The organism is Bradyrhizobium liaoningense (genome assembly GCF_018130955.1).
Classification (GTDB): Bacteria; Pseudomonadota; Alphaproteobacteria; order Rhizobiales; family Xanthobacteraceae; genus Bradyrhizobium; species Bradyrhizobium liaoningense_C.
On sequence record NZ_JAFCJM010000038.1, the window covers coordinates 14614 to 32658 of the forward strand.

15 protein-coding genes are annotated in these 18045 nt (G+C 64.9%); 9 read left to right on the top strand and 6 right to left on the bottom strand.

What is annotated here, in order from left to right:
- Window positions 1-83: 83 nt before the first annotated feature.
- Window positions 84-464 carry a VOC family protein gene (locus tag JQ632_RS26250; RefSeq protein ID WP_212405536.1) on the bottom strand — a complete coding sequence of 127 codons (381 nt, stop codon included), beginning with the start codon at window positions 462-464 and terminating at the stop codon, window positions 84-86.
- Between the two features lie 119 nt (window positions 465-583).
- Entirely contained in the window at window positions 584-1363 is a 780-nt protein-coding gene (locus tag JQ632_RS26255) for an SDR family NAD(P)-dependent oxidoreductase (RefSeq protein WP_212405537.1), read from the bottom strand.
- Between the two features lie 187 nt (window positions 1364-1550).
- On the opposite strand from JQ632_RS26255, the gene JQ632_RS26260 reads away from it, so the two are divergent.
- From JQ632_RS26260 to JQ632_RS26270, 3 genes are read left to right on the top strand one after another with little or no spacing between them, the layout of a single operon-like run.
- Complete coding sequence (locus JQ632_RS26260) at window positions 1551-2339, top strand: enoyl-CoA hydratase/isomerase (RefSeq protein WP_212405538.1); 789 nt, start codon at window positions 1551-1553, stop codon at window positions 2337-2339.
- A complete protein-coding gene (locus JQ632_RS26265; RefSeq protein WP_212405539.1) occupies window positions 2336-3322 on the top strand; it encodes a phosphotransferase family protein in 987 nt (328 codons plus the stop codon). The genes JQ632_RS26260 and JQ632_RS26265 overlap by 4 nt, the downstream gene beginning before the upstream one ends.
- A gap of 2 nt (window positions 3323-3324) precedes the next feature.
- The gene (locus JQ632_RS26270; RefSeq protein ID WP_212405540.1) at window positions 3325-3702 is read left to right on the top strand and encodes a DUF6285 domain-containing protein; all 378 of its coding nucleotides are present in this window, start codon (window positions 3325-3327) and stop codon (window positions 3700-3702) included.
- A 139-nt stretch (window positions 3703-3841) separates the two neighbouring features.
- Here the strand turns inward: JQ632_RS26270 and JQ632_RS26275 are convergent, their stop codons facing one another.
- Complete coding sequence (locus JQ632_RS26275; RefSeq protein ID WP_212405541.1) at window positions 3842-4621, bottom strand: enoyl-CoA hydratase-related protein; 780 nt, start codon at window positions 4619-4621, stop codon at window positions 3842-3844.
- 216 nt (window positions 4622-4837) lie between these two features.
- Between JQ632_RS26275 and JQ632_RS26280 the strand changes: the two genes are divergently transcribed.
- Window positions 4838-6112, top strand: a complete 1275-nt coding sequence (locus JQ632_RS26280) for an acyl-CoA dehydrogenase family protein (RefSeq protein ID WP_212405542.1) — start codon at window positions 4838-4840, stop codon at window positions 6110-6112.
- Window positions 6113-6230: 118 nt separating this feature from the next.
- Here the strand turns inward: JQ632_RS26280 and JQ632_RS26285 are convergent, their stop codons facing one another.
- Entirely contained in the window at window positions 6231-7811 is a 1581-nt protein-coding gene (locus JQ632_RS26285; RefSeq protein ID WP_212405543.1) for a fatty acid--CoA ligase, read from the bottom strand.
- Between the two features lie 138 nt (window positions 7812-7949).
- On the bottom strand, window positions 7950-8822 hold the full coding sequence (locus JQ632_RS26290) for an SDR family oxidoreductase (RefSeq protein WP_212405544.1): 873 nt from the start codon (window positions 8820-8822) through the stop codon (window positions 7950-7952).
- Between the two features lie 115 nt (window positions 8823-8937).
- Here JQ632_RS26290 and JQ632_RS26295 point away from each other — a divergent pair, with 115 nt between their 5' ends.
- The 4 genes from JQ632_RS26295 to JQ632_RS26310 all read left to right on the top strand — a co-directional run bounded on the left by JQ632_RS26295 (window position 8938) and on the right by JQ632_RS26310 (window position 13341).
- Window positions 8938-9747 carry a crotonase/enoyl-CoA hydratase family protein gene (locus JQ632_RS26295; protein WP_212405545.1) on the top strand — a complete coding sequence of 270 codons (810 nt, stop codon included), beginning with the start codon at window positions 8938-8940 and terminating at the stop codon, window positions 9745-9747.
- A gap of 118 nt (window positions 9748-9865) precedes the next feature.
- Window positions 9866-11410 carry an acyl-CoA synthetase gene (locus tag JQ632_RS26300; protein WP_212405546.1) on the top strand — a complete coding sequence of 515 codons (1545 nt, stop codon included), beginning with the start codon at window positions 9866-9868 and terminating at the stop codon, window positions 11408-11410.
- 114 nt (window positions 11411-11524) lie between these two features.
- Window positions 11525-12343, top strand: a complete 819-nt coding sequence (locus JQ632_RS26305; protein ID WP_212405547.1) for an enoyl-CoA hydratase/isomerase family protein — start codon at window positions 11525-11527, stop codon at window positions 12341-12343.
- Window positions 12344-12450: 107 nt separating this feature from the next.
- Window positions 12451-13341, top strand: coding sequence for a hypothetical protein (locus JQ632_RS26310; RefSeq protein ID WP_212405548.1), 891 nt, complete (start codon window positions 12451-12453; stop codon window positions 13339-13341).
- 8 nt (window positions 13342-13349) lie between these two features.
- Here the strand turns inward: JQ632_RS26310 and JQ632_RS26315 are convergent, their stop codons facing one another.
- Complete coding sequence (locus JQ632_RS26315) at window positions 13350-14981, bottom strand: amidase family protein (protein WP_212405549.1); 1632 nt, start codon at window positions 14979-14981, stop codon at window positions 13350-13352.
- Between the two features lie 159 nt (window positions 14982-15140).
- On the opposite strand from JQ632_RS26315, the gene ppc reads away from it, so the two are divergent.
- The gene (gene ppc, locus JQ632_RS26320) at window positions 15141-17939 is read left to right on the top strand and encodes a phosphoenolpyruvate carboxylase (RefSeq protein WP_212405550.1); all 2799 of its coding nucleotides are present in this window, start codon (window positions 15141-15143) and stop codon (window positions 17937-17939) included.
- The last annotated feature ends 106 nt before the right edge of the window (window positions 17940-18045 follow it).

Below are 18045 nucleotides of genomic sequence, written 5' to 3' on the forward strand. Positions count from 1 at the left end.
CCAGAGGCTGTGCGAGGATGCGGAGAAGCCGCGGCGTACTGGATTCCCCGCTTTTGCGGGGAATGACAGTGTCGCGTGTGGGGTCAAGCCGGCATCCGGTGCATCGCGCAGATCTTGTTGCCGTCGAGATCGCGCAAATAGGCGAGATAGAGCTTGTTTCCTGCGCCCTCGCGGATGCCGGGCGGATTCTCGATCGGCGTTCCGCCGGCGGCGACGCCGGCAGCGTGCCACTTGTCGACCTGCTCGGGCGAGTTGGCGGCAAAGCCGATGGTGCCGCCGTTTGCGCAGGTTGCCGGCTCGCCGTTGATCGGCTTGCTCACCGAGAACACGCCGGTCTTGGTGATGTAGAAAATGCGATGGCCGTCGACCCGTGCGGGCCTCACCTCGAGCGTGCCGAGCAGCGTGTCGTAGAACGCCTTGGCCTTGTCGAGATCATTGGTGCCGATCATCACGTGCGAGAACATGGTCGTCTTTCCTCCCTCAGGTTTTGGAGTTGTAGGATGGGCAAAGCGTAGCGTGCCCACCATGAGAAACCTTGATGGTGGGCACGGCGCAAGTGCGCCTTTGCCCACCCTACGAAATCTCAGTACGCCGTATAGCCGCCGTCGATCACGAACGTATCCGCCGTGTGATAGGACGACGCCTTGCTCATGAGATAGACGGCGATGCCGCCGAAATCGCTGGGCTCGCCGAAGCGACGCTGTGGAATTCGCGGCATGACGTTGGCGACGAATTTTTCGTTGGCCATGAGACCTGATGTCATGTCGCTCCTGATCCAGCCCGGCAGGATCGCGTTCGCGGTGACGCCGTGCCGCGCGAGCTCGACGCCGAGCGCGCGCACCAGCGCGTTGATCGCCGCCTTGGTCGCCGCGTAGTGCTCGTTGCGGGCGGTGCCAAAAATCGAGGCGAGGCTCGAGGTCGCGACCAGCCGGCCGAAGGGATCGCCGGCATTGGCGCGGTCGGTCATGTGCTTCGCGGCGGCCTGGAAGGCGTGGAATACGCCGTCGAGGTTGGTCGAAAACATCGTGCGCCATTCTTCCTCGGTGCGCTCGACGAAGGAGCGCCGTCCGCCGCCGCCGATGCCGGCATTGGCAAAGCAGCCGTCGACCCGGCCGAACGTGTCGAGCGTGGCCTTCATCGCGTCGTTGACTGACTTCGGATCGGTGACGTCGCAGACGCGGCTCTCCACCTTGCCGGGCGCTCCCGCGAGGCTCGCGGCGGCGGCCTTGTTCTTGTCGGCATTGCGGCCCCAGATCGAGACATTGCAGCCCTGGCCGGCGAGCGCCTGGGCGATGCCGAGCCCGATACCGCCATTGCCGCCGGTGATCACGGCCACGCGGCCGGTGAGGTCAAAAATGTTCATGAGCGTTTCCCGTTTCTTGGCACTTTCTTGGCACCGCGGCGCCAGCCGGTGCGCGCAAGATGGTCTGATATGCCGATGCGATATGTCCTGACAACCATGGACAAGGCCGCGCCAAAAATCAAATATGCGCCCCGACAAACCAATTCCGATCCGCGGAACATCGCGGGCCGCAACTGATGAGGAAACAATGCAGTTCAAGCACGTCACGCTCGACTTCGACGGGCCGGTCGCCATTCTCAAGCTGGACCACCAGGAGGTCATGAACGCGGTCTCCGCGGATATGTTGGGCGGTCTTGCCGAGGCGCTCGACGAAATCGAGGACAGAAAGAGTGACGTCCGCTGCATCGTGCTGACCGGGGCAGGGCGTGCCTTCTGCACGGGCGCAAATCTGCAAGGTCGCAACAACCAGTCCAAGAAGACCAAGGCCGGCCTGACGCTGGAGACCGGCTTCCACCCGTTCCTGCGGCGCATCCGCAACCTGCATTGTCCGATCGTGTCGGCGGTCAATGGGCCGGCCGCCGGTGCCGGCATGAGCTTCGCGCTGCTCGGTGACATGATCCTTTGCGCGCGTTCGGCCTATTTCCTGCAGGCCTTCCGTCGTATCGGCCTCGTGCCGGATTGCGGCTCGACCTGGCTGTTGCCGCGCCTCATCGGCCGTGCGCGCTCGATCGAATTGTCGCTGATGGGCGAGCGGCTGCCGGCGGAGAAGGCGCTGGAATGGGGTCTCGTCAACCGCGTCTATGACGACGGTGCGCTGATGGACGAGGCGATGAAGCTCGCGCACGACCTCGCCAACGGCCCGACGATCGCCCTGTCGCTGATCCGCAAACTCTATTGGGACAGCCCGGAAAACTCCTTCGAAGAGCAGCTCAATCTCGAGTTCCAGTGCCAGCTGCGCGCCGGCGACACCGAAGACTTCCGTGAAGGCGTCGGTGCGTTCCTGGAGAAACGTCCGGCGAAGTTTCGGGGCAAATGATCGAGGCGGAGCTTTCCCGCATCGTCCTGCGCTGGTGCCCCGGCGCGACCGGCGTCGCGGGCGCCGCAAAGCTGTCCGGCGGCGCCAGCCAGGAAACCTGGCGCTTCGACATCTTGCATCCCGACGGCAACATCGGCGCGATCTTGCGCCGCGCGCCGCCGGGCTCCGGCCCGTCGTCCATGCGCGGGCCCGGTCTCGAGGCCGAGGCGACCTTGATGCAGCTCGCGCATGATGCCGGCGTGCCGTCGCCGCGCGTGTTGCATGTGCTGACACCGGACGAGAACCTAGGCGCGGGCTTCATCATGGCGCGTGTCGAAGGCGAGACCATTGCGCGCAAGATTTTGCGGGATGAGGAGTTTGCCGCGGCACGTCCGATCCTGGCCCGCCAGATCGGGCGCATCGCCGCAGGCCTCCACGGTCTGCCGGCGGCAAGACTGCCAAAACTCCGACAGGTGACGTCAACCGGCGAGATCGCCGATCTCGCGCGCGAATATCGCGGCTTCGGCCGGCCGCGGCCGGTGGTCGAGCTGGCGCTGCGCTGGCTGAGCGACCACGACCCTGGTCTGTCGGCGGAGGTGACGCTGGTGCACGGCGATTTCCGCAACGGCAATCTCATCATCGGCGCGGACGGCGTGCGTGCGGTGCTGGACTGGGAGCTCGCCCATCTCGGCGACCCCATGGAGGATCTCGGCTGGATCTGCGTCAACTCCTGGCGCTTTGGTGAGATCGACCAGCCGGTCGGCGGCTTTGGGTCGCGCGAGGACATGTTCGCCGGCTACGAGGAGAGCGGCCGCAAGGTCGACCCCGACCGCGTGATGTTCTGGGAGGTGATGGGCACGCTGCGCTGGGGCATCATGTGCAGCCGCATGATGCAGCGCTTCCGCACCTGGCCGGACCATTCGATGGAGCACGCCATGATCGGCCGCCGCGCCTCGGAGACCGAGATCGATCTGTTGCGGCTCTTGGCGCCGCGCGGGAGGTGAAGATGCAGGACGAACCGACGCCGATCGAATTGACCAAGGCCGTCGCCGATTTCCTCCGCAACGACATCACGCCGCTCATCTCCGGCCACCAGGCCTTCAAGCTGAGGGTCGCCGTCAACATCCTCGATCTCGTCGCGCGGCAGTTGACGCGGGAGGAGGGGAGCGATGCGAGGGAAGTGGAACGGCTACGTACGCTGCTCGGCACCGAGGGCTCCGTCGCCGAGCTCAACCGCGTTCTCGCCGAACGCATCGCGAAAGGCGAGGTCGACCTCGCGACGCCGGGGTTGTCGGAGCATCTCTGGGCGACCACGATGGACAAGCTTGCGGTCGATCAGCCGAACTACGCGTCGTACAAGCGGGAGCTGGGGCGAGAGGGGTAGGCGGGGCGGCTCACTCCGCCGTCATTCCGGGGCGTCGCAACGCGACGAGCCCGGAATCCATTCATCCGCGTGTTCTGCCGCTCGATGGATTCCGGGCTCGCGCCCAAAGGGGCGCGCCCCGGAATGACGGGCAGTGGTCCTACTTCCCCAGCCACTTCGGCGGCCGCTTCTCCGCAAACGCCTTCGGGCCCTCGATGTAGTCCTGCGACGCCACCATCGCCTTCACCGCTGGGTACTCCCGCTGCTCCTCGATTGCCTGCTCCAGCGATACCGCGAGGCCCTTCTGGATGGTCTGCTTGGAGGCGCGGATCGACGTCGGCGAGTTCTTGGCGATCAACTCGGCCCAGCGCAGCGCGGCCGATAGTGCTTCGCCTTGCGGCACCACCTCGTTGACGAAGCCGAGCTCGAGACCTTCGCGGGCCGAGACGTGGCGCGCGGTGAGGATCATGCCCATGGCGCGCTTCAAGCCGATCTGCCGCGGCAGCCTGTGCAGGCCGCCGGCGAGCGCGGCGAGGCCAACGCGCGGCTCGGGCAGCGCAAACGTCGCATTCTCCGACGCGATGATCAGGTCGCAGGCGAGCGCGATCTCGAAACCGCCGCCCATGGCGACGCCGTTCACCGCGGCGATGATCGGCTTGTCGCAATCGAAGCGCGAGGTGAGGCCGGCAAAGCCGCCCTTGTCCCAGCCGCGTTTTCCACCTGCCGCCTGCCACTTCAGATCGTTGCCGGCGCAGAAGGCCTTGTCGCCGGCGCCGGTGACGACTGCGATCCATTGCGCAGGGTCCGCGGAGAAGTCGTCAAACACCTTGTTGAGCTCGAAATGGGCGTCGATATGCAGCGCGTTGTAGACTTCGGGGCGCGACAGCGTGATGATCGTGATCGGTCCCTTGCGTTCCACCTTCGAAAATTTCAGCTCCATGGTCGCTCCCGCGTTTTTCTGTGGCAGAGAATATTGGTGCGCATACTAGCGCGCGCCCACGCGCGCGCACCACTCGAATTGCGCAATGCGCCTTGCGTGCGTCACGCGTCTCGCATTGCTTGACTTGCGTGCGGTCTTCTCACCTTAATCGATCGCAGCAGAATGTGCGCGTAGCGCCTTAACGCAAAACACAAAATCAAGCCGGGAGAGACTGCCGTGGATTTCTCTTTGCCTGCCGATCTCGTCGCCTATCTCGGAGCGCTCGACCGCTTCATCGAACGCGAGATCAAGCCGCTGGAACAGGCCGACGACAACATCCGCTTCTTCGATCATCGCCGCGAATGGGCGCGCACCGATTTCGAGAATGGCGGCCTGCCGCGACATGAGTGGGAAGTGCTGCTGCGCAAGGCCAAGGACCTGGCCGACGCCGCCGGCCATCTCCGCTTTCCGGTGCCGAAGCAGTATGGCGGCAAGGACGGCTCCAACCTCTGGATGGCCGTCATCCGCGAGCACTTTGCCGCAAAAGGTCTCGGCCTGCACAACGATCTCCAGAACGAGCATTCGATCGTCGGCAATTTCCCCGTCGTCACCATGCTCGACCGCTACGGCCGCGACGACCAGAAGGCGATGATCGACGGCTCGATCAGGGGCAAGTACCGCATCACCTTTGGTCTGACCGAACCGCATCACGGTTCGGACGCCACCCACATGGAGACGCGCGCGGTGCCGGCTGTGCGCGACAACGTCAAGGGCTGGATCATCAACGGCGAGAAGATGTGGACGACCGGCATGCATGTCGCGACCCACTGCGCGCTGTTCGCGCGCACCAGCGGCAACGATGGCGATGCCCGCGGCATCACCTGCTTCCTGGTGCCGGCCAAGAGCGAGGGCGTCAGGATCGAGGAGTACATGTGGACCTTCAACATGCCGACCGACCATCCCCGCGTCAGTTTTACGGACGTGTTCGTTTCAGAGGATGCGCTGTTCGGCGAGGTCGGGCGCGGCCTGTCGCTCGCACAGTGCTTTGTGCACCAGAACCGCATCCGGCAGGCGGCAAGCTCGCTCGGTGCCGCCGTCTACTGCATCAACGAAAGCGTCAAATATGCACGTGAGCGAAAACCGTTCGGCCGCGCGCTCGCCGAGAACCAGGCGATCCAGTTCCCGCTGGTCGAGCTCGCGACCCAGGCCGAGATGCTGCGCCTGCTGATCCGCAAGACCGCCTGGGAGATGGACCAGCTCAACGAGGAACAGATCGAGCGCACGCTCTCCGACCGCGTCTCGATGTGCAACTACTGGGCAAACCGCCTCTGCTGCGAAGCCGCCGACCGCGCCATGCAGGTCCATGGCGGCATGGGCTACTCACGCCACAAAGCCTTCGAGCACATCTACCGCCACCACCGCCGCTACCGCATCACCGAAGGCAGCGAGGAGATCCAGATGCGGAAAGTCGCGGGGTTCTTGTTCGGCTATATGGGGCCGGGGAAGCACTAGGCGTCATTGCGAAGCTTCGTAGGGGGGCAAAGCGAAGCGTGCCCACCACTTCTGTCGCACACGTGGAAGAGTGGTGGGCACGGCGCGCGAAGAGCGCGCCTTTGCCCACCCTACGAAATCAATTCACCCTCCGATCCTTCCCCGCCCAGAACGGCTCCCGCAATTCCCGCCGCAAGATCTTGCCTGAGGGATTGCGCGGCAGCGCGGGGATGAACTCCACGCTCTTCGGCGTCTTGTAGCCGGCGATGCGCTCCCGGGTGAAGTTGATGATGTCTGACGCGGTCGCCTGCTTACCCGGCTTCATCACCACGATCGCCTTGACCGCTTCGCCCCATTTGTCATCGGGCACGCCGATCACGGCGGCTTCCGCGACGTCGGGGTGATCGCAGACCGCGCTCTCGACTTCCGCCGGGTAGATGTTCTCGCCGCCGGAGATGATCATGTCCTTGATGCGGTCGTGGATGTAGAGATAGCCGTCCTCGTCCATGTAGCCGGCATCGCCCGTGCGCAGCCAGCCGTCGCTGCGCAACGTCGCGGCCGTGGCCTCCGGCAGATTCCAGTAGCCGGACATGTTGTGATCCGAGCGCGTCGCGATCTCGCCGACCTGGCGCGGCGGCAGCGGCTTGCCGTCGGCATCGAGGATCGCAAGCTCGACGCCTGCCAGCGCCTTGCCGGCCGAGCGCATCCGCTCCAGGCCCTCGACATGGTCCTCCGGCGGCAAGGCGACGATGGTCCCGGTCGTCTCGGTCATGCCGTAGAGCTGCACGAAACCGCATTTGAAGACTTCGATGCACTCCTTGAGCAGCGCCGCCGGAATCGGGGAAGCGCCATAGAGCATGTATTTCAGCCGCGAAAAATCCATCGTCTTCGCGCGCGGCTGCCGCACCACGAATTGCATCGCCGCCGGCACCATGAACAGCTTTGTGATGCCGAACTGCTCGAAGAAGTCGAGCACTTTGGTCGGATCGAACTCGCGTGCGATCACGCTGCGTGCGCCATGGCCGAGGCCCACCACGCCCCAGCCGGAGCCGCCGATATGGAAGATCGGCATGGCAATCAGCGACACGTCGTCGGTCGTCCATTTGTTCCAGTCAGGCGTATCCGCGGCGCCGCCGGCCTCCAGCAGGCTCTTGAAGTTCGAATGCGACAGCATCGCGCCCTTCGGCTTGCCCGTGGTGCCGGACGTGTAGAGCTGCATCGCGATGTCCTTGGCGCTGATCGGCACGTTTGGATCGCTGCCGTTCTGCGCATCGCGCCAGGGCGTAAAATCCTGCCACTCCGGCACGCCGCCCTCGGTGGTGATGACGGTGCGCACGCCCGGCAGCTTGTCCCTGATCTGGCGCACCAGCGTGATGAACTCCGGGCCCACGAACAGCACCGGCGCCTTGCAGTCGTCGACGATGAAGGCGACCTCGGGCCCTGCGAGCCGCCAGTTCACCGGTGCCATCACGACGCCAGCCTTCACCGCGCCGAGCAGCAGCTCGAAATAGATGTCGCTGTTCTTGCCGAGATAGGCGATGCGGCTGCCCTTGGTCACGCCCATCGCGATCAGCGCATTGGCGACCTTGTTGGTCCTCACGTCGAACTCGGCAAAAGTGGTGAGGCGGCCCTCGAACTCATAGGCGACGGCACTGCCGCGGCTCCTGGCGCGCTCGCGCACCATGTCGGCGAGATCAGCCGTGGGCTGTAGCGTGGACATGTCTCTCCCGTGACGTTTGTTTTTATGGCGCGGAGTGTGGCGTCATCTGCGGGCAATGACAATATGGGCCAAGCTCAACACTTGATCGTCGTCCCGGCCTTCGCCGGGACGACAGTTGAGTGTGCGGGACGACGACAGCTACCCCCGCGCAGCCCGGTCCTTCTCGTTCTGCGCCTTGATGCTCTCGCGCGCCTTGGTCCAGTCGTCGTCGGTCCAGTCGCGCAGCTGGTAGAAATTGCCGCCCATCGCGAGCGCCTGCGCGCCGTCCATGGCGATGGTCTCGCCGTTGATCCAGTCGCAGCCGCCGGAGATGAGGAACACCGCGAGGTTCTGCAACTCCTCCATGGTGCCGACGCGGCCCATCGGATTCATCGCCTTGGTGCGCGCGCCGGCCTCGTCGCCCGGCTTGATGCGCTTGCTCATGCCCTCGGTCGGGATTTCGCCGGGCGCGATGGTGTTGAGGCGAATGCCGTAGCGGCCCCATTCGGTCGCAAGCGACATGGTCATGGCGTGGATCGCCGACTTGCTCATCGCCGACGGCACGACGTAGGGCGAGCCGTTGCGCACCCAGGTCACGGTGATCGAGACGATGTTGCCCGGCTGCCGCGCGGCGATCCAGCGCTTGCCGACCGCCTGCGTCACGTAGAACGTGCCGTGCATGACGATGTTGGCGACCGCATCGAAGCCGCGCGGCGACAGCTCTTCCGAGCGCGAGATGAAATTGCCGGCGGCATTGTTGATGAGATCGGTGAGGGGCGCCTCGCGAAAAATGTTCTCGATCATCTCTTCGACCGCGAGCGCATTGCGGATGTCGACGCCGTGGCTGGTGACGCGGCCGCCATACAGATCCATCAGCTCGGTTGCGGTCTCGTCGCACACGATCTTGCGCCGGCCGCAGATGTGCACCTCGGCGCCAAGCTGGAGGAAGCGCGACGCCATCGACTTGCCGAGTCCGGTCCCGCCGCCGGTCACCAGGATGCGCCGACCGGCCAGAAGATTTTCTCTGAACATGGGTGTTTCCCCCGCAGGGATTGTCAGTTAATTGGTCGATTGACTAAATCCGGACGCCGGCTTCCTGTAAAGCGGCATCGAACAAGAATAGGCAAGAACTGAGGAGAATTGATCCATGGAAGAGCGCGTCTCGATCTCGATTTCGGAAGGCGTTGCCGATGTCCGTCTTGTACGAGCGGACAAGATGAACGCGCTGGATCAGGCGATGTTCGAGGCGCTCGTCGGTGCAACCGACCGTCTTTCCAAGGAAAAAGGTGTGCGCGCGGTCGTGCTCTCGGGCGAGGGCCGCGCCTTCTGCGCCGGTCTCGACATGGGACGTTTTGCCGCCATGAAGGAGAAGGGCGGCAACGGAATTCCGGGTGGCGAAAATCGTGATCTCACCAAACGCACGCACGGCCAAGCCAACTTCCCGCAGCAGGCGGTCTGGGGCTGGCGGCAGCTTGGGGTTCCCGTCATCGCCGCGATCCATGGCGTCGCTTTCGGCGGCGGCTTTCAGCTCGCGCTCGGCGCCGACATGCGCTTCCTCGCAGCCGATGCGCGGATGTCGGTCATGGAAATCAAATGGGGTCTGGTGCCCGACATGGCGGGCACGCCGATCCTCGCGAGCCTCGTGCGCGACGACATCCTGCGCGAGCTCACCTATACCGGCCGCATCTTCTCCGCGCAGGAGGCGCTCAGCTATGGTCTCGCCACGCGCATCTGCGACGATCCGCGCGCCGCAGCGCTCGAAGTCGCGCGCGAGATCGCAGGCAAGAGCCCGGATGCGATCCGCGCCGCAAAACGCATGCTGAACAATCTCTCGGTCGATCCGGGCCCGGCGCTGCTCGCCGAATCCGTCGAGCAGCAGAAGCTGATCGGCAGCCCCAACCAGACCGAAGCGGTGCGCGCCAATATGGAGAAGCGCGCGCCAAGGTTTGCGGATTAGCTTTCCGTCGTTCCGGGGCGATGCGCAGCATCGAACCCGGAACCTCGAGATTCCGGGTTCGGCTCTTCGAGCCGCCCCGGAATGACAGCCAACATCTACGACAAAAAAGAAAAACAAAATGAGCGAAACGTCCAACTTCCTCGGCATCGTCTCCGGCAAACGCCGCCGCACCCATGCTGACGTCGCTGACCGCTCGAACCGCATCGCGAGCGGTCTCGCCAAAATCGGCGTCAAGCAGGGCGATTGCGTCTGCGTGCTGCTGCGCAACGACATCGCCTTCATCGAGGCGGCTTATGCGGCGATGCGGCTCGGGGCCTATGGCGTGCCGATCAATTGGCACTTCAAGCCGGAGGAGATCAACTATATCCTGAAGGACTCCGGCACATCGGTGCTGATCGGCCATGCCGACATGCTGCACGCCTTGCGCGACGCGATTCCCAAAGGCGTCACCGCGATCAGCGTGCCGACGCCGCCTGAAATCCTGAAAAGCTACAAGATCCATCCCGATCATTTGAAGACACCGGACTTCGCGATCGACTTCGAGTCCTGGCTGAAGCAGTACCAACCCTATGACGGCCCGGTCGTGCCGCAGCCAATGAACATGATCTACACCTCGGGCACGACGGGGCACCCGAAGGGCGTGCGGCGTCATGCACCGACACCGGAGCAGCAGGCGGCGGGCGAGCGCATGCGCGCGATGATCTACGGCCTCAAGCCGGGCGCCCGCGCGCTGTTGCCGGGGCCGCTCTATCACTCCGCGCCGAACTCGTTCGGCCTGCGCGCCGGAAAGCTCGGCGGCGCGCTGCTTCTGATGCCGCGCTTCGAGGCGGAAGAATTTCTGGAGCTGATCGCGCGCTACAGGATCGACACCATCTTCATGGTGCCGACGATGTTCATCCGCCTGATGAAGCTGCCGGAAAAAGTCCGCAGGCAATACGACATGTCCTCGCTCCGCCATGTCATTCACGCCGCCGCGCCGTGTCCGCCCGACGTCAAGCGCGCCATGATCGAGTGGTGGGGGCCGGTGATCTATGAATTCTACGGCTCGACCGAGTCGGGCGCTGTCACCTTCGCGACCTCAGAGGACGCGCTGAAGAAGCCGGGCACCGTCGGCAAGATCTCGCCCGGCGCCGAGCTGCGGTTCCTCGGCGAGGACGGTCGCGCATTGCCGGTCGGCGAGATCGGCGAAATCTATTCCCGGATGCCACAGACGGCTGACTTCACCTATCACAACAAGCCGGAGAAGCGCACCGAGATCGACCGCGAGGGGTTCATCACCTCCGGCGACGTCGGCTACATCGACGCGGACGGCTATGTCTTCATCTGCGACCGCAAGCGCGACATGGTGATCTCAGGCGGCGTCAACATCTATCCGGCCGAGATCGAGTCGGTGCTGCACGCCGTGCCCGGCGTGCATGATTGCGCTGTGTTCGGCATTCCCGACGCCGAGTTCGGCGAGGCGCTGATGGCGGTGGTCGAGCCGCAAGCCGGCGTGACGCTGGACGCGACTGAAATTCGTGCGCGGCTCAAGGCCTCGCTCGCCGACTACAAGGTGCCAAAACACATCGAGATCCACGCCCAACTGCCGCGCGAAGATTCCGGAAAGATTTTCAAGCGCCGCCTGCGCGATCCCTATTGGGAACGGGCCGGGCGAAAGATCTGACACTTCGTAGCCCGGGTTAGCCCAGCGATACCCGGGACAACGCGCAACAAGTCCCCGGATGTCGCTTCGCTCGTCCGGGCTACGGGACAAACACCAAACGCAAGAGAGGCTCCCATGAGTGATGCAGCAGCAAGCACAGCCAAATCCGGGGCGAGGGAAGTTCTCTACGAGGTCGCTGACCACATCGCGACCATCACGCTCAACGCGCCGGAGCGGATGAACACGATCTCCGGTCCGATGCTCAACGACCTCGCGCGGCGCCTGACCGAGGCCAACGAGGACCCGATGGTCCGCTGCGTTATCCTCACCGGCAAGGGACGGGCGTTCTGCGCCGGACTCGATTTGCGCCAGGAGCGGAACGGCAACGGCCTTTCGGCGGCGTCCTCGCCGACCACGCTCAACCTGCGCAACACGCCGCCGACGGTGTTGCAGGCGATGGACAAGCCGACCATCTGCGCCGTCAACGGCGGCGCGGCCGGCTACGGCATGGATACCGCGCTCGGCTGCGATATTCGCATCATGGCGGAGTCGGCCAAACTCGCCGCCGCCTTCGTCAAGCGCGGCGTGGTGCCGGAATCCGGCGGCACCTGGCTCCTGCCGCGCATGATCGGCTGGGCCAAGGCGTCCGAGCTGATCTTCACCGGCCGCACGCTCAGCGCGCGGGAGTGTCTGACATGGGGCCTCGCCAACGAGGTCGTCCCCGACGGCGAACTGATGGGCCGCGCTCGTGCGATGGCCCGCGAGATCGCCGCCAACGCGCCGCTCGCCGTGCAGGCGTCGAAACGCATGATGCGCATGGGCCTGAACGAGACCTTCCCCGACCACGTCCACCACGTCTATCTCCAGCTTTTGCCGCTGTTCAAGACGCAGGACATGGTCGAGGGCATGAAGGCCTTTATGGAGAAGCGCGAGCCGAAGTTTGAGGGCCGGTAGGCGGTTCCTCCCTGGCCAACGGGTCATGAACGTCCTGCCCGATCCAGGCGACTAAGCTTGGAATGAGGACCTGAGCCCAGGACTCTCATGGACATGGGAAGCCTGAGATGAATCGTCTTACGAAAGCCCTGTTGCTCGCCGGCGGTCTGGTCGCCACGACGGCTGTGTTGGCAAGCCCGGTCGCGACGAGCCCCACCCAGGAGAGCCCGACAAAGAGCATTCATATCGGCTGGGATCGCACGTCCCGGTCAGACAACTCTCTGGACGAAACCTGGTGGGCGGTCCGAAGCCATTGCCCCCCTGACACCGTCGCCCAGCGCCTGTTCTGTATTGCTATCTCTTACGTGTTGCCGACACGGGCCGCGGGCAACTATTTCGAATCGAAGGTTTCGGACAACACCGGCCTGCCGCTGCCCGAGCGCTGGGACGTCACGACCGCGAAGAATTCACCGTTTATCAGCTCGGTTCATGCCGAGACGCCGCTCGATCTTGCGTCCGTGCTCGGCTTCTATCGTGCCGAGCTCGAAAAGCGCGGCTGGACGGAGAATGATGGTGCAGCGATCGAGCCGGACCGTGCCGTGATCGCGTTCAAGGCGTCAGGTCGGCCGGCGCTGCTCCGGCTCACCCGCGAGCGCGACATGACGATCGCCGATCTGTCGCTGCGCAAGGTGGCCGAAGCTAAGGGCGGCCTGCAGCCGAAGCCCGGGCAGGTCAAACTGATGCTCGGCAACCGAACAGATGAAGAGGCCGTCATCACCATCAATGGGCAGACCATCAAGTTGGCAGCCAAAGCCGGGGCTGACTTGTCTGACTCCGCCGAGGACGCAGACAAGGTGCCGGACAGCCAAAGGATCGACCTGCCTGCGGGCAGGTACAAGGTCACCCTCAAGGTGGCGAGCGGTACGGCGCAGAACCGGGAGTTCGAGGTCTCTGCTAACGAGACCTGGGGTCTGCTGGTCGGCCCGGATGGCGCCGCGCTCCCCATCCACCTCTATTGAGGCGCAGCTCATTCCAACGGTGGTTTGCGCATCTGCGACGCCTGCTCGTAGGCGTAAGCCAGACGCAGAAGCTTGTGCTCGCTCCAGGCGCGCCCAGCGAAAGCGATGCCGAGCGGATAGTCGGGCGTATCCTTGCCGTCTGTTGTGCCCGAGATGAAGCCTCCGGGCACCATGACGCTGGGATAGCCCGCCTTGGCCGCGATCGCCGCGCCCGTTGCGCCGGCGAACAGCACGGCGTCGAGCCTGTGCTGCTTCATGTAGGCGTCCATGCCGCGCGTCTTGGCCGCGAGCAGGTCCATAGCTCGCGCTGACTTGTACTCGCGCTCGCTGAGATCGCCTTTGGTCATGTCAGCGGCGAGGAACAGGTCCTGGCCGAAACGCAGCGCCTTCTCCGCGTGTGCTTCGTTGAAGGCCACGATGTCGGCCATGGTCTTGATCGCGGTGTTGGTCGCCCAATCCCTCAGATAGAGATTGAGATCGCGCTTCAGCTCGTAGATGAAGACGATCGGCGGCGACCCCGGATTGCCCTTGTTGCGGCTCAACGGATTGCGGTTGAGCGCGGCCATGGTCGTGCCCGGTCCGCCGATCCAGCCGGCTGTCGGCATGCTGGCGCGCACGATGACGGCGCCGAGATCCTCCAGCACCCTGATCGCCTCACGCATCACCTTGACCCGGTTGGGGAGCAGCTTGCCGTAGTAGCAATCGTTGAGGGGATCGGCGGGGTCGCTCGGCACGCCGATCCGCGCGCCCTTCATCGCATCCTTAGCGAGGCCGGCGGTGTAATCGGCCGGCCGCCGCTGCCGTGCCGTCGCCGTATCGCGCGGGTCCTTGGCGGCCAGCACGTTCAACAGCAGCGCTGCGTCGCGCACGGTGCGCGTCATCGGCCCTGCCGTGTCCTGGCTGTGCGAGATCGGCAAAATGCCGGCACGGCTGATCAGCCCGACGGTCGGCTTAACGGTGACGAGGCCGTTTTGGCTGGCGGGGGATAGCAGCGAACCCGAGGTCTCCGTGCCGATCGAGGCCGCACACAGGCCTGCCGCCACCGCGACCGCGGATCCCGAGCTCGATCCGCCCGGCTGCACGACCGGGATGCCATGCTCGTCCGTCAGGTCAGGCACGTAGGGGTTCTTCACCTGGCCGCCGAGCGACGAGTAGCCCGAGGGCATGTCGATCGCGAGCATGTTGGCGAACTCCGTCAGGTTCGCCTTGCCCAGGATGATCGCGCCGGCGTCGCGCAACAGCTTGATGACGGTGGCGTCGTCCCTGGCGCGCGCGCCCTCCAGCGCCAGCGAGCCGGCCGTGGTCGGCTGTTTGTCAGCGGTCGCGATATTGTCCTTCACCAGAATCGGGACCCCGGCCAGCGGCCGCTTGACCGACGGCCCGAAGTCGTCGAGCTTGCCCGCGATCGAGAGCGCGTCGGGATTGAGCGCGCGCACGGCGTTGAGCATGGGCCCATCGCGGTCGTAGGCCTCAATGCGCGCAAGGTAGCCTTTGGTCAGATCAGTGGCGGTGACCCGCCCATTGGCCAAGGCATCGACGACATCGCTCATTGGCGCGTCTTCGAGCTTCAGCATGGGCGGCGCTTTGGCGCTGGTGGCAGCCGCGGCGAGGCGAGCGTCGCCGCGGGTCGGCTTGTTCATTTCATGCCTCTTGGGCTCACGACGTCGTTCGCTGCTACAGTCATGGCGCCATAGTGGACCATGTTGCCGCGCCGCCTCCAAGTTTATCTTGCACTGCGGCAAAAAACTTGCACACTCGGTTGGGCCGGGCAGCCAAGGAAGCTCGAAGCGGAGCTAGCCATGTCCCTCCAGACCGTACCCCCAGACGCCGCCGTCGACCGTCCCAACCGCGCCGAGGAAGCCCAGGCGCTGGAGGCGGATGCGCGGCTGCGGGATGACATCCGCCTGCTCGGGCGCATCCTCGGCGATACCGTGCGCGACCAGGAGGGCGCCGAAACCTTCGACCTGGTCGAGCGCATCCGCCAGACCTCGATCCGGTTCCATCGCGACGAGGACCGGCTTGCCCGCCGCGAGCTCGAGCAGATCCTCGACGGCATGTCGATCGCCGACACCGTGCGCATCGTCCGCGCCTTCAGCTATTTCTCGCATCTCGCCAACATCGCCGAGGACCACAACAATATCCGCCAGATGCGCGCCCGGAGCGCGGCAAGGAATGGCGCCGCCGGCGTGCTTGCCGATACGCTGGCGCATGCAAGGGACGCTGGTCTCAGCGCCGAGTCGCTGCGCCGCTTCTTCAAGGACGCGCTGGTCAGCCCCGTGCTGACGGCACACCCGACCGAGGTCCGTCGCAAGAGCACCATGGACCGCGAGATGGAGGTCGCCGCGCTGCTCGATCATCGCGAGCGCGTCGCGCTGACGCCGGATGAGGCTGCGGCCAGTGACGAGCAGTTGCGCCGCGAGGTGCTGACGCTGTGGCAGACCAATCTGCTCCGCAGGACCAAGCTCACCGTGCTCGACGAGGTCGCCAACGGCCTGTCGTTCTACGACTACACCTTCCTTCGCGAGGTGCCGCGGCTGGTCAACACGCTGGAGGACCGGCTGGAGGAGGGCGGCGAGCAGGCGGCAGCCGAGCTTGCCTCGTTCCTGCGCATGGGAAGCTGGATCGGCGGCGATCGCGACGGCAACCCCTTCGTCACTGCGGAGGTGATGCGCGGCACGCTGCGGCTGCAGTCGAGCCGGGTCATGCAGTTCTATCTTGAAGAGCTGCACAAGCTCGGCGCCGAGCTCTCGATCGCCGCCCATCTGGCCGACGTTTCCGAGGAATTGCGCGCGCTCGCCGAGCGCTCGCCCGACACCTCGCCGCACCGGAGCGGCGAGCCTTATCGTTTGGCCGTGTCGGGCATCTATGCGCGGCTGACGGCGACTGCCGAAAAACTAAAGGTCGAGATCACCCGCCGCCCGGTCGGCAAGGGCGCTCCTTACGAGAGCGTCAAGGAGCTGCAGGCCGATCTTGACGTGTTGCACCGCTCGCTGATCTCGAACAATGCCCGCGTCATCGCGCGCGGCCGGCTGCGGCTGCTGCGCCGCGCGGTCGATTGCTTCGGCTTCCACCTCGCGCGCCTCGACATCCGCCAGAATTCTGCCGTGCACGAGCGCACCGTCGCCGAGCTGATGGATGCCGCCAACCCCGGCATGTCCTATCTCGCGCTCGGCGAGGAGGCGCGCATTGCGCTCCTCACCAACGAGCTGCGCTCTACGCGCTCGCTGGTGTCGCAGTTCATCAAATACAGCGACGAGACGCTGGGCGAACTCGCCGTGTTCCGCGAGGCCGCCGAAGCCCATGCAAGCTTCGGCACCGACGTAATCCCCCAATGCATCATCTCGATGTGCAAGGGCATGTCCGACATGCTCGAGGTCGCGGTGCTGCTGAAGGAGGTCGGCCTCGTCATTCCCTCCGGCCGCAGCGCCATCAACATCGTGCCGCTGTTCGAGACCATCGAGGACCTGCAGGCGTCAAGCGGCATCATGGACCGCATGCTGTCGCTGCACGATTACCGCCGTCTGGTTGACAGCCGCGGCAGCGTGCAGGAGGTGATGCTCGGCTATTCCGACAGCAACAAGGACGGCGGCTTCGTCACCTCGGGCTGGGAGCTCTACAAGGCCGAGATCGGCCTCGTCGACGTGTTCGAGCGTCATGGCGTGCGCCTGCGCCTGTTCCACGGCCGCGGCGGATCGGTCGGCCGCGGCGGCGGCCCGAGCTATGACGCCATCATCGCGCAGCCGGGCGGGGCCGTGAACGGCCAGATCCGCATCACCGAGCAGGGCGAGATCATCTCATCGAAATATTCCAACGCCGAGGTCGGCCGCAACAATCTGGAGATCCTTGCCGCAGCCACGCTGGAGGCAAGCCTGCTACATCCGCGCCAGAGCGCGCCGCGCCGCGAATATCTCACCGCGATGGACGAGCTGTCGGGCCTCGCCTTCAAGGCCTATCGCGGCCTCGTCTATGAGACCGACGGCTTCGTCGACTATTTCTGGTCATCCACCGTGATCAACGAGATCGCGACGCTCAACATCGGCAGCCGTCCGGCCTCGCGCAAGAAGACCCGCGCCATCGAGGATCTGCGCGCCATCCCCTGGGTGTTCTCCTGGGCGCAGTGCCGGCTGATGCTGCCCGGCTGGTACGGCTTTGGCAGCGCAGTCGAGCAATGGATCGAGGAGCATCCCGACAAGGGCATGCCGTTCCTGAAAGAGCTCTATCGCGACTGGCCGTTCTTCCGCATGCTCTTGTCCAACATGGACATGGTGCTCGCAAAAAGCTCGATCGCGATCGCGTCACGCTATGCCGAGCTCGTGCCCGACGAAGCCTTGCGCGAAAAGATTTTTGGCCGCATCCGCCGCGAATGGCATTCCTGCATCGAGACGCTCCTGGATATCATGGGGCAGGATCGGCTGCTTCAGGGCAACCCATTGCTCGAGCGCTCCGTGCGCCACCGCTTCCCCTATCTCGACCCGCTCAACCATGTGCAGGTCGAACTCTTGAAGGAGCACCGCGCGCAGAACCCGGACGAGGCGGTGCTGCGCGGCATCCAGCTCACCATCAACGGCATCTCGGCGGGCCTGAGGAATACGGGCTGATCTTCATTCCGGGTTCGGCTCTGCGAGCCGCCCCGGAACGACGGTGCTAGACGAGAGACGTCGATGGCCGGGACATAGGCGAGCGGAAGCGGCGTCGTCCTTCGGG

What these genes read in the sequence shown, in the direction of transcription:
- JQ632_RS26250 (WP_212405536.1), bottom strand. Translation starts at nt 464, where the DNA reads ATGTTCTCGCACGTGATGATCGGCACCAATGATCTCGACAAGGCCAAG.
- JQ632_RS26255 (WP_212405537.1), bottom strand. Translation starts at nt 1,363, where the DNA reads ATGAACATTTTTGACCTCACCGGCCGCGTGGCCGTGATCACCGGCGGC.
- JQ632_RS26260 (WP_212405538.1), top strand. Translation starts at nt 1,551, where the DNA reads ATGCAGTTCAAGCACGTCACGCTCGACTTCGACGGGCCGGTCGCCATT.
- JQ632_RS26265 (WP_212405539.1), top strand. Translation starts at nt 2,336, where the DNA reads ATGATCGAGGCGGAGCTTTCCCGCATCGTCCTGCGCTGGTGCCCCGGC.
- JQ632_RS26270 (WP_212405540.1), top strand. Translation starts at nt 3,325, where the DNA reads ATGCAGGACGAACCGACGCCGATCGAATTGACCAAGGCCGTCGCCGAT.
- JQ632_RS26275 (WP_212405541.1), bottom strand. Translation starts at nt 4,621, where the DNA reads ATGGAGCTGAAATTTTCGAAGGTGGAACGCAAGGGACCGATCACGATC.
- JQ632_RS26285 (WP_212405543.1), bottom strand. Translation starts at nt 7,811, where the DNA reads ATGTCCACGCTACAGCCCACGGCTGATCTCGCCGACATGGTGCGCGAG.
- JQ632_RS26290 (WP_212405544.1), bottom strand. Translation starts at nt 8,822, where the DNA reads ATGTTCAGAGAAAATCTTCTGGCCGGTCGGCGCATCCTGGTGACCGGC.
- JQ632_RS26295 (WP_212405545.1), top strand. Translation starts at nt 8,938, where the DNA reads ATGGAAGAGCGCGTCTCGATCTCGATTTCGGAAGGCGTTGCCGATGTC.
- JQ632_RS26300 (WP_212405546.1), top strand. Translation starts at nt 9,866, where the DNA reads ATGAGCGAAACGTCCAACTTCCTCGGCATCGTCTCCGGCAAACGCCGC.
- JQ632_RS26305 (WP_212405547.1), top strand. Translation starts at nt 11,525, where the DNA reads ATGAGTGATGCAGCAGCAAGCACAGCCAAATCCGGGGCGAGGGAAGTT.
- JQ632_RS26310 (WP_212405548.1), top strand. Translation starts at nt 12,451, where the DNA reads ATGAATCGTCTTACGAAAGCCCTGTTGCTCGCCGGCGGTCTGGTCGCC.
- JQ632_RS26315 (WP_212405549.1), bottom strand. Translation starts at nt 14,981, where the DNA reads ATGAACAAGCCGACCCGCGGCGACGCTCGCCTCGCCGCGGCTGCCACC.
- ppc (WP_212405550.1), top strand. Translation starts at nt 15,141, where the DNA reads ATGTCCCTCCAGACCGTACCCCCAGACGCCGCCGTCGACCGTCCCAAC.